We start from the raw sequence: 10,637 nt of genomic DNA, 5'->3' as shown, positions 1-10,637 counted from the left end.
GATGTTAGGTGTCTAATAACCCGATGTGGGTGCCACATAATGTGGGCCACGGTCCAGTTGACCGACTGCAGGAGTGATCACTGTGCACATCAACCCACTACCCCGGTCACGGGTGGGGCGAATCGCCTGGTCATGGTTTCGGCATCCGGTTAAAAGCCGCGAATTCCCAGCTCGGCATGAACGCCTGATTACCGCTGAAGAGCTGCTGCGCTTGGGCGTTTAGGCGTTGGCGCGCACTACCGATTCCCTCTAGTTCCGTTTGCTCAAATTGATCGGCTTGTTATCTGAGCGCGCTGAGTTCGAAACGTTCCGGATCCTCAGCCGCCAACCGAGTGACGCTTCGCAACCAAACCGGCAGGCACGGCAACGCGGTTACGATGCCAACTATGACGCTGGCGTCGCAGGCCGAAACCGGCCAGCCTGCCGCCTATCCGCGTGCTATGAGCTGACCCATGGTCAACATTCCCGATGTTGAGGCATCAAACCCCGATCGACTGACCCAGGCCGCGGGCCAGGTAGGCGCCTCGGTGGCAGCCGTGCGCGAACACCTCAGCGCCGGGCGGCAGGCGCTCACGCAGTTGCGTGACGGCTGGGAGGGAGCGGCCTCGGAGGCGGCCGCGGCGCGTGTCGAACGCACATTGGCGCAGCATCAGCAACTGGCTGACACGCTGCAGCGGTTCCGATCAGTTCTGCAAAGCGGAGGCGACCAACTCGCCGTGACGCGCGCCAGCACTCTTCGGATCCTCGAGCAACTCCAGCAACAAGGCTGGCAGGTGGCGCCTCACGGAACAGTCACGGTGCGGCCCGGCAGTCCACTGCAGCGGTTGTTCGAATCGAGTCCGGTCAGTGCGATGCAACTCCGGCAGCTGGCGGCGACCAACTCGGTGGCGTTGGCCAAGTTGCTCGCCGAATACGACACGCAAGACCGCAGGCTCGCCGACGACCTGCGGAGCGCCATCAAAGGTCTGCCAGGCCAGGTCACCGACGCACCGGGCAGTCTGGGCGGAGCAGGCCCCACGATCCACGGGCCGGCCACGGTGCACACTCCCGCTGAACAGAAACACGATGACTTGGGCGTGACGATCCCGGGCACCGGTATCCGGTTGGGCGGCGATGGCGTCACCGCCGATGGCAGACCGGGCTTTCCGCACGTGCACATACCGCGGATACATGACGGTGACAACCCGTTGCCAGTTGGCCGGGATGCGAATGGAAATCCGTTAGAACGGCCCATTCCCACCGGCACCGCAAGGGGCCCCAACGGCGAGCTTTACGCGTTCTTCACCCTGGTTCCGTACCAAAGCAGCGGCGGCACAACAGATCTGGACTCACCGGTACCGCAAAGGGTCGTGGTAGATCTCGCCCATCCGGACCAACGCTTGTTCACTCTGGAAGGTGTATGTCGGGCCAGCGGCGTGTTTGACCCGCAGAGCGGGCGCATGATCGTCGTCGGGAATACCCCAGAGGGCAACCGCGCGATGTGGCGCTCGGAGCCTGTTGGGAAAAGCCACGACTGGGGTGCGCTGCTGCCTAGGCAGCCCTACAAAATTTTCAGCGGCGCCATGAACGGCAACCGGGAGAGTCAGGTCGTGGCGCTTCCCAACGACGGCGGATACCTGTTGGTGGGCGCCACCGACAACGGGCCCGTCGAGGGCGTGGTCGCGCGCACCCCCGAGGGATTGTTCGACGCGGCACCAGAACAACTCGTGGGCCCAATCCAAGACAGTGCCAGCACATGGGGCTCACCGTATGGGCCGACCATCACCGAGTTTATCGACGACGAGAACGGCCAATGGGTCGTGCACATGCGGGTGAGTATCTGCACGAACCCGAAAGGGATGCCGTACAACCCGGAAACTTACGACACCACATTTACCGTCACCCCGTAGTGAGGAGGCGCGTCGGGCAGTTGGGCGTTCTAGCCGCACAGTCCTGATTCGCGGATCGCCTCGGCGAGCGATTCCAGCGCAGCCGGGTCGTGTGGCGGGGCGATGTACACGATGCCGAGGTCGAGACCTTCAGCGCCCAGCGCGGCCGCATTCTCGATGACCTGCCCGTAGTTGCGGTCGTCACCGAGGAACAGGTGCGCAGACAGCATGATCTCTTTGGGGTCGCGGCCGATATCTGCGCAGTGGGCCGCCAGCACGTCGCGCTTGCGGGCGAACTCCTCCGGTGTGCCACCGACGAAGTTCCAGTGCTGGGCGTATCGCGCGGTAATACGCAGGGTGCGCTTCTCGCCGCTGCCGCCGATGCAGATCGGCGGGTGCGGCCGCTGCGGCCCCTTGGGTTCGTTGCGGGCATCTTTGAGTTGGTAGTAGCGACCGTCGAAGTCGGTGGTCTCCTGGCTGAGCAGACCGGTCAGCACCTGGCATGCTTCCTCGAACCGGTCGAAGCGCTCTTTGATGCTGCCCAACTCAATGCCGTAGGCGCCGGATTCCTCCTCATTCCAGCCCGCGCCGATGCCCAGCTCGAGCCGGCCGTTGGAGATGATGTCCAGCGCCGCCGCCATATTGGCCAGTACTGCGGGATGGCGGTAGTGGATGCCGGTGACCAAAGTGCCTAAGCGAAGTCGCGTCGTGGCTTGAGCCAACGCGGTCAACGTCGTCCAACCCTCCAGACAGGGGCCGGTGGCATCGCTGAAGATCGGATAGAAGTGGTCGAAGGTCCACCCAGATTCGAAAACGTCGATATCGTCGGCCGCCTTCCAGACGGCCAGCATCTGTGCCCAGGTGGTGTGTTGCGGTGATGTTTTGAACGCGAATCGCATGAGCCGACCGTAGTCCTCCTGGGCCGGTGACCGCGCGGCTGGCCAGCGCGAGCGGGAAGTTCGTCGCGGCGCAGTTCGCGTCGTAGCCGCTCGGGGCACACTGGTGTTATGGATCCGGTAGCCGCGCTGCGTGAGATCGCCTACTACAAAGACCGGGCGCGCGAGGAGCCCCGCCGCGTCATGGCCTACCGCAATGCCGCCGACATTGTCGAGGCGCTTGACGATGCCGAGCGGGAGCGTCACGGCCAGGCCAATAGCTGGCAGTCGCTGCCAGGGATCGGGCCGAAGACGGCCAAGGTGATCGATCAGGCCTGGTCAGGACGCGAACCCGATTATCTGGTCGAATTGCGTTCTGGTGCAAAAGACCTCGGCGGAGGCGACATTCGCGCCGCATTGCGCGGTGATCTGCATCTGCATTCGAACTGGTCAGACGGCTCGGCGCCGATCGAGGAGATGATGGCCACTGCGGCGGCGCTGGGGCATGAATACTGCGCGCTGACCGACCATTCGCCGCGACTGACCATCGCCAACGGATTGTCGCCGGATCGTCTGCGCCGTCAGCTCGATGTCATCGACGGGCTGCGTGAGCAGTTCGCGCCGATGCGCATCCTGACCGGTATCGAGGTCGACATCCTCGACGACGGCAGTCTGGACCAGGAACCTGAACTGCTGGAACGCCTCGATGTCGTGGTGGCCAGTGTGCACTCGAAGCTGTCGATGGATTCGCCGTCGATGACCCGCCGAATGCTCGCGGCCGTCGCCAACGAGCATGCCGACGTGCTCGGTCACTGCACCGGGCGGCTGGTCGCCGGCAACCGCGGCATCCGACCGGAGTCGAAGTTCGACGCCGAGGCGGTGTTCACCGCCTGCCGCGAGCACGGCACCGCCGTGGAGATCAACTCCCGGCCAGAACGGCGTGACCCACCAAGCCGGCTGCTGAGTCTCGCATTGGAGATCGGTTGTGATTTCAGTATCGACACCGACGCCCACGCACCGGGCCAACTCGATTTCCTCGGCTACGGCGCACAACGGGCGCTGGATGCCGGCGTCCCCGTCGACCGGATCGTCAACACCTGGCCCGTCGACAAGCTGCTGGCATGGTCGGCGTCGTAGGGACGTCTAGCCCGGCGCGACCAGAGACACGAGTTCGGTGCCGTCGTCGGACAATTGGACCAAGGTGGTGTTGATCCGCCATACCTGACGAAATGATCCGATCGCGGATCTGACTGTCCACAAGGTGTCGCAGGTCGCCAGGTCATACGCTTCCGTCAAGCGCCCGACGTTGGGGTTACCCATTTCGACCACGGCCACTGTGCCGTCGGTGCCGATGTAGTAGCTCAAGTTGTAGGCGCAGGACTTGCCCTCTGCACCCGTTTGCAAATCGTATTGCCGCCAGTGTGAACCGGCAATGCCTTCGGACTCCGCAAAGAAGAACTTGGTTCCGATCAGGCGCGGCTCTCCCGGTCCGTCGCCGGAAAGTCTCAGCAACCTGTCACCGTCGACGCTGTAGACCGCCCAGTCATTCATGAACGAGATGACCGGCAGGTCCGGCTGATCTATGAGGTTGAAGAAACTGCCCTTTATACTCTTCTGGCTGGTCCGCGTGCCGGTGTCATCGAAGAACTCGACCCGCGAAAGTTCCTGCCCTACACGGATTTCCGCGGCGAATCCGCCCGGATAGAGGACGGTCATTTGTTGCTCGGCATCATCGGCCAACTTTGGCTTGATGACGGTGCCATCATTGAGTGAGAAAACCACCGTCCGATCAACTCCGCGACCGGCCGCGGCCTGCGTGGCGAGCGTCCGAGGTGCGGTGTCACGTTGAGGCGGATACATCTGGTCGACGTGTCCGCTACCGGGGACGAACCAGGTGGTCTCGGCGTGTGACCCGATACCGTAAACGCCTTGATTCTCGGTCGTGGCGACAGCGTAAATGCCAATCTGATGGACAGTGAGTTTCGCGGGATACGTTCTAAGGCTGCTCGGGCCGGTGTACGTCACGTGACCGGTGTGAGCGTCGATCACCCAGGCGGTGACGTCGTTGACTGTGCCCCGTAAGCACAACACGGCGTCGGGCCCGTTGAGGAAACACTCGGGTCGCGGCATCTCAGCAGACAGTCGCACCGGCGGGAACAAACGGCGCCCATCGCGCACATCGATACCGACCAACCACCATTGCGGGTCAGGTGGGCCTGCGCTTTTGGCGATGAAATATGCGTCGTCGCCTAAATTTCCGACGAATGGGAAGGAGTGAAACGGGTCGTCGTCGGTGGCGATCCTGCTATGGGCAGGGACACCGGGCGCGGAAGGGGGCAAGCCGAGATCGGTGACACTCGTTCGCCAGCCTGGGACGGGCTGCACGCGCATCGATGCTGCCAAAAATGTCTGTGTCGGCGGTTGCCAGGCACGGCGAGCGCCGGCGTCGGGATCGCGCTGCCACCACACGATTAGGCCCGTGGCCGCAACAACCACGACCGTAGCAATAGCGACGGTAACCAGCACGATCGGCCATCGACGGCGCCGTTCCGGAGCAGGCGAGACTGCGTTATTCCGCGTCATGATTAGAACTTTTCCACTCACTTCGCTCAAGGGGACTTCATCCACGCTGTGTCTCGCCGTGGTGTTCGCTGAGTACTTCTACCGGCGAATCGAACGAGGCGGCGCCCTGCGCGGTATCCCCGGGGTGTAGCCGGCGGCGCGAAAGCGCATTGGCCCAGCTGATTTGAAATGCTCCTCGGTCGGCTGCGCAAAAATACCGGCAAGGACCCGACCTGCGGCCCCTTAGACTGATCCCGGGTCTACGTCGCAGAAAGGGGGTATCGGGGTGGGAGCGCTCGATGCCTTCATGGTGACGTGGTCCCATGCGCGCTCGACGCTGGGGGACGGCACCCCCCAAGACGGTGCTGCATTTGATCGCAGCGATCACCTGCGACAGGCGCAAAGTCGGGTCGAATCGGCCGCGCCGGGCGCGCGGTGGACTGGCACAACCGCCGATTCCTACGCGGAAGCCAACAGCAAGCAGGGATGGACGCTGAGGCGAATGGCAGAGCTCGATCAGCGGCTCGGCACCGAGATTGATCGCTCGGCGGCGGCAGTGGCTGCCGGCAGACGCAACTTGGATGAGGTCAAGCAATGGGTGCACGATGCCGCGTCGGCGGTGCCGCCCGGCGTGGATCGTGAGCAGACGCTAATACCGATCGTGCGCAAAGGGATTGGCGATGTGGCCGACGTCGTCCAACAGACCAACGGCGATCTCAGCGCGATCGGTGCGCGCATCCGCACCATTGGTAACGAGTACCGCGGGCTGGGTGACGAACCCGACGTGTCGACAGCTGTGCAGCTGTAGATCGCCTCAATCGGGCAGATGCGGCATTTCAAGGCCAGGATCGCGGCCGACCAAAACACCGCGAGTCAGCGCCGCCCTGCCGTAGCGGCTACGCACCCGGTCGACGGCTGCTTCGAGGGCCGGCGATCCCACCCCACCCGCAGCGAACGGCAGCATCAATTGCTCGGCACCGCTGCGGTCGATCTCCGACACAGCAAATCCCACCATCGTCAGTCCGCGCTCGGCGATCAACGGCGCCGCCGATGCGACCAGACCGCGAGCGGCGGCAAGGACGGCTGACGTCGATGACGTTGCCCACGGCAACGTGTGCGACCGAGTGGCCCGGCCGAAGTCGTCAAATCGCAGCCGCAGCACGACAGTTCGTCCCGTGCGCCCCGCTGCCCGCATGCGACCGGTGATCCGCTCGATCAGAGTGATCACCACCGCGTCGAGTTCCCCTGACGACATCGAATTGCCAGCGCGCCCAAGTGCGCGTTGGGCACCCATCGACCGTCGGCGCACACCGGGCGACACCCGACGACGGTCGATGTTGTGCGACAGCGCATACAGCTGGCGGCCCATCGCCTCGCCCACCAGTGACCCCAACATGGAGCCGCTGAGTTCGGCGACATCCGCTACTGTTTCGATCCCGTGCGCGCGGAGTTTCTCGGCGGTCTTGGCGCCCACCCCCCACAGCCGGCGGATCGGCAACGGATGCAGAAATGCGAGTTCCTGCTCAGGCGGCACCAGCAGCAATCCGTCGGGTTTGGCCTCGCGGCTGGCGACCTTCGCCAAAAACTTGGTCCGGGCGATACCGACGGTAATCGGCAGCCCAACCCGATTACGCACATCGACACGCAGCTGCGCCGCGATCTGCACCGGCGCGCCCGAAACCCGGTGCAGCCCAGATACATCCAAGAACGCCTCGTCTACTGAGATCGGCTCTACCAGAGGCGTGGTGTCACGGAACACCTCGAACACGGCGTCGCTGGCCTGCATGTACGCCCGCATCCGTGGTGGCACGACGACTGCGTGCGGGCACATCCGCCGCGCTTGCGCACCGCTCATCGCGGTGCGCACGCCGTAGGCCTTGGCCTCGTAGCTGGCAGCCAGCACCACACCGCCGCCGACGATCACCGGCCGGCCACGCAACGCCGGATCGTCGCGCTGCTCGACGGATGCGTAGAACGAGTCCAGGTCGGCGTGCAGGATCTCGGCTGTTTGACCGGACAAGCACCGCACGAACACATATGTTCGCATCCGACACCGACGGGCTAGCTGGGTTCCCCGTAGATGCTGCTGACCCAAATGTGGGCAAGGGTGTCGACCAGGCACTCTTCGGGGACCGCGGGCTGCTCGGCGGACAGCGCCGCCATCATCGTGCGTTCGTTCATCTGGTTGAGTGACGTCGCCAAATCGCTCGCCGAGATCGTCTCCGGAGCCGCGCCGCGCGCTCGTTCGGCTTTGATCATCGCCGCGGTCTGGTCGATCCACTTCTGCATGAAGCCCGACCACACGCTGCGGATTTCGGCGCTCGTGGCCAGCGCATCCGTCCCGGCCCGGGCTACCGCCGGATGCGACGCGAATGCGGTGAAGAAGGCTTTGATGCCGCTGCGCCAGACCCGACGCGGGTCGGCGGGTAGTCGCTGCACAGCGCCGTCGAACTCGGCGTCGGCCCGCGCGATCAGCGGTTCCAGCAACGACACCAGCACTGCCTCTTTGGACCGGAAGTAGAAGTAAAAGGTCGGGCGGGACAGTCCTGCGCCCTTGGCCAGGTCATCGACGGAGATGTCGGCGAATGGCCGCTCCTGAAGCAGCCGCACGGCAGTCGCCAGAATGGCCTGCTCACGCTCGTCGCCCGACGGACGCGTCGAGCGACGGCCGCGGACTGCGCGGGTAGTACTGGGGGTGGCCACGTCGATCACTTTACATGGTGTTGAGAGTTTCAACAGTCTGTTGACTCACTCAACACTGTGTTGATACCGTGGCGCCATGACCGAACACCTCGACGTTGTCATCGTCGGAGCCGGCATTTCCGGCATCAGTGCGGCCTGGCACCTGCAGGAACGCTGCCCGTCGAAGAGTTATGCGATCTTGGAACGCCGCGAGAATCTCGGCGGCACCTGGGACCTCTTCAAGTACCCCGGTATCCGATCCGACTCCGACATGTTCACCCTCGGCTTCCGGTTCAAGCCGTGGCGGTCGGCCAAGTCCATCGCCGACGGGGCCTCGATTTGGAACTACATCAACGAGGCCGCCACCGAGAACGGCATCGACAAGCACATCCGATACCGTCACCGCGTCGTCGGCGCAGACTGGTCTGACGCCGACAATCAGTGGACGCTGACCGTCGACCACGACGGACAGCAAAAACGCATCACCGCATCGTTCGTCTTCGCCTGCAGCGGCTACTACAACTACGACGAGGGCTACTCCCCGACGTTCCCGGGCTCCGAGGACTTCGCGGGGACCATCATCCATCCACAACACTGGCCCGAGGATCTGGACTATGCGGGCAAGAAGATCGTCGTGATCGGCTCCGGCGCCACCGCGGTGACTCTCATTCCGGCCCTGGTCAATTCGGGTTCCGGACATGTGACGATGCTGCAGCGCTCGCCGACCTACATCGGGTCGCTCCCCGGCGTGGATCCAATCGCCGTGCGGGCCAACAAGTTCCTACCCGCCAGGGCTGCGCACTTCGTGAACCGGTGGAAGGCGATCGGCTTCAGCACCGGCCAATACCAAATGTCGCGCTGGTTCCCGAAATTCATGCGTAACTTGCTGATGACGATGGCGCAGCGCCGCTTGCCCGAAGGCTACGACGTTGAGAAGCACTTCGGCCCGCGGTACAAAGTCTGGGACGAGCGACTCTGCCTGGCGCCCGACGGCGACTTTTTCCGCGCCATCCGGCACGGTAAGGCCGACGTTGTCACCGACACCATCGACCGCTTCACCGAGACGGGTATCAAGCTCAATTCCGGTGAGGAACTCGAGGCTGACATCATTGTCACCGCTACCGGCTTGAACATGCAGTTGCTGGGCGGAGTGCAGCCGTCCAGAAACGGTAAGCCCATCGACTTAACCTCGTTGATGACGTACAAAGGCCTGATGTTCTCGGGCATCCCGAACTTCGCCATCACGTTCGGATACACGAACGCCTCATGGACGCTCAAAGCGGACCTGGTTTCCGAGTTCGTCTGCCGCTTGCTGAACTACATGGACGCCAAGGGCTTTGACACCGTGGAGCCGCAGCATCCGGGCGCCGGCGTCGACGAGTTGCCGTTCATGGACTTCACCCCGGGCTACTTCCGGCGTTCGATGCACCTTCTGCCCAAGTCGGGTTCGCAGGCGCCCTGGCGGCTCAAGCAGAATTACCTGCTCGACATGCGCTTGATCCGGTACGGCAGGGTGGACGAGAAAGCACTGCGGTTCACCAAACACCCTGCGTCCGTGGCGGTGTCGGCCTAAGAGGCTTAGGCGGTCTCCGACACCGCAGCGACGACGACGATACCGTCGTCGTCGCTGTAGGCCATGTCACCCGGTACGAACCGCACTCCGCCGAACTCGACCGTGATGTCGCGCTCGCCGCTGCCGCTCTTGCTGCTCTTGCGCGGATTGGTACCCAATGCCTTGACGCCGATGTCGATGCCGCGCAGCGCTGACGCGTCCCGAACAGCGCCGTGCACGACCAGCCCGCTCCAGCCGTTGGAACGGGCCAACTCGGCGATCAGGTCACCGACCAGCGCACAGTGGACCGAGGCTGCGCCGTCAATCACCAGCACCCCGCCGTCGCCCGGTTCGGAGAGCACCGACTTCAACAGCGCGTTGTCCTCGAAGCAGCGGACGGTGCTGATCGGTCCGGCGAAGTTCGTGCGGCCGCCGAACTGGCGAAACTGCGTATCGCAGCTGCGGACATCGGGCCCGATGTCGTCGACCAGGTCGGCGGTGGGCCGAAATGTCACGCTCACCGTCAGTTGCCGCGCCGACGCAGTTGGCGAACCAGCAGCAGCGCCAGCAGGCTGACCGCGACAGCTACCGCCAGCGGAACGGCCGAACGAGGGGCCGGCGGCACAGCTGGCTCCCCGGACATCGGGTTCTTTGCGGCGGCTACAGTCGACTTCGCCTGCGCCGCGGCTTCTTTGGCGCCAGCAGTCAGCTGGCCGTTGGTGTCGGCCCGCTTGGCTTCACCGGGCTGCGCCTTTTTGGCGGGTATCTTTTTGGCTGGCGCTTTCTTGGCTGGTGCCTTTTTGGCGGCCTTCTTGGCCGGTGCTTGCTTTTTCGCCGCCTTGGCGGGCGCTTTCTTCGCAGCAGCCTTTTTTGCGGCTTTCTCCGGGGCCTTGTCGGCGGGCGGCGCAGGTGGTGGGGCCTTGTCGGCGGGCGGCGCAGGTCGTGGGGCCTTGTCGGCGGGCGACGCGGGTGGTGGGGCCTTGTCGGCGGCCGGCGCGGGTGGCGGGGCGTAGTCAGCGGGCGGTGCAGCTGGGGCGGGATCGTGGACCTTACGGCTTACGGTGTCCGGCTCCTGCGAGCCCGGCGCCTCGCCGAATG

Annotated in this window: 10 protein-coding genes; 4 read left to right on the top strand and 6 right to left on the bottom strand. The window is 64.2% G+C overall.

Annotation, left to right across the window (positions count from 1 at the left end; translation table 11 throughout):
* Nucleotides 1-452 precede the first annotated feature (452 nt).
* A complete protein-coding gene (locus A5707_RS00375; protein ID WP_065012550.1) occupies nucleotides 453-1,889 on the top strand; it encodes a WXG100 family type VII secretion target in 1,437 nt (478 codons plus the stop codon).
* Between the two features lie 29 nt (nucleotides 1,890-1,918).
* Here the strand turns inward: A5707_RS00375 and A5707_RS00370 are convergent, their stop codons facing one another.
* Nucleotides 1,919-2,767: an LLM class F420-dependent oxidoreductase gene (locus A5707_RS00370; protein WP_065012549.1), complete on the bottom strand. Its 849-nt coding sequence runs from the start codon at nucleotides 2,765-2,767 to the stop codon at nucleotides 1,919-1,921.
* Between the two features lie 108 nt (nucleotides 2,768-2,875).
* Between A5707_RS00370 and A5707_RS00365 the strand changes: the two genes are divergently transcribed.
* The gene (locus tag A5707_RS00365; protein ID WP_065012548.1) at nucleotides 2,876-3,880 is read left to right on the top strand and encodes a PHP domain-containing protein; all 1,005 of its coding nucleotides are present in this window, start codon (nucleotides 2,876-2,878) and stop codon (nucleotides 3,878-3,880) included.
* A gap of 6 nt (nucleotides 3,881-3,886) precedes the next feature.
* Here the strand turns inward: A5707_RS00365 and A5707_RS00360 are convergent, their stop codons facing one another.
* Nucleotides 3,887-5,371, bottom strand: coding sequence for a hypothetical protein (locus A5707_RS00360; protein WP_156657378.1), 1,485 nt, complete (start codon nucleotides 5,369-5,371; stop codon nucleotides 3,887-3,889).
* A 241-nt stretch (nucleotides 5,372-5,612) separates the two neighbouring features.
* Between A5707_RS00360 and A5707_RS00355 the strand changes: the two genes are divergently transcribed.
* On the top strand, nucleotides 5,613-6,113 hold the full coding sequence (locus tag A5707_RS00355) for an EspA/EspE family type VII secretion system effector (RefSeq protein WP_065012568.1): 501 nt from the start codon (nucleotides 5,613-5,615) through the stop codon (nucleotides 6,111-6,113).
* A gap of 6 nt (nucleotides 6,114-6,119) precedes the next feature.
* Here A5707_RS00355 and dinB read toward each other — a convergent pair whose 3' ends face one another.
* Both dinB and A5707_RS00345 read right to left on the bottom strand, forming a co-directional pair.
* Entirely contained in the window at nucleotides 6,120-7,340 is a 1,221-nt protein-coding gene (gene dinB, locus A5707_RS00350; RefSeq protein ID WP_065012566.1) for a DNA polymerase IV, read from the bottom strand.
* A gap of 26 nt (nucleotides 7,341-7,366) precedes the next feature.
* A complete protein-coding gene (locus tag A5707_RS00345) occupies nucleotides 7,367-8,008 on the bottom strand; it encodes a TetR/AcrR family transcriptional regulator (protein WP_065012567.1) in 642 nt (213 codons plus the stop codon).
* Nucleotides 8,009-8,084: 76 nt separating this feature from the next.
* Between A5707_RS00345 and A5707_RS00340 the strand changes: the two genes are divergently transcribed.
* Nucleotides 8,085-9,560, top strand: coding sequence for a flavin-containing monooxygenase (locus A5707_RS00340; RefSeq protein WP_065012547.1), 1,476 nt, complete (start codon nucleotides 8,085-8,087; stop codon nucleotides 9,558-9,560).
* A gap of 5 nt (nucleotides 9,561-9,565) precedes the next feature.
* Here A5707_RS00340 and rraA read toward each other — a convergent pair whose 3' ends face one another.
* Both rraA and A5707_RS00330 read right to left on the bottom strand, forming a co-directional pair.
* On the bottom strand, nucleotides 9,566-10,060 hold the full coding sequence (gene rraA, locus A5707_RS00335; protein ID WP_065012546.1) for a ribonuclease E activity regulator RraA: 495 nt from the start codon (nucleotides 10,058-10,060) through the stop codon (nucleotides 9,566-9,568).
* A gap of 2 nt (nucleotides 10,061-10,062) precedes the next feature.
* On the bottom strand, nucleotides 10,063-10,637 hold a 575-nt coding region (locus A5707_RS00330), incomplete at its 5' end, for a hypothetical protein (RefSeq protein ID WP_419866369.1).

It is taken from the genome of Mycobacterium kyorinense, assembly GCF_001672775.1.
Classification (GTDB): domain Bacteria; phylum Actinomycetota; class Actinomycetes; order Mycobacteriales; family Mycobacteriaceae; genus Mycobacterium; species Mycobacterium kyorinense_A.
Note: the sequence above shows the minus strand (reverse complement) of the source record. Positions and strands in the feature narration are given on the sequence as shown.

Excerpts from the sequence above, each read along its gene's own strand:
- A5707_RS00355 (WP_065012568.1), top strand. The coding sequence starts at position 5,613 with ATGGTGACGTGGTCCCATGCGCGCTCGACGCTGGGGGACGGCACCCCC.
- A5707_RS00340 (WP_065012547.1), top strand. The coding sequence starts at position 8,085 with ATGACCGAACACCTCGACGTTGTCATCGTCGGAGCCGGCATTTCCGGC.
- A5707_RS00375 (WP_065012550.1), top strand. The coding sequence starts at position 453 with ATGGTCAACATTCCCGATGTTGAGGCATCAAACCCCGATCGACTGACC.
- A5707_RS00365 (WP_065012548.1), top strand. The coding sequence starts at position 2,876 with ATGGATCCGGTAGCCGCGCTGCGTGAGATCGCCTACTACAAAGACCGG.
- A5707_RS00370 (WP_065012549.1), bottom strand. The coding sequence starts at position 2,767 with ATGCGATTCGCGTTCAAAACATCACCGCAACACACCACCTGGGCACAG.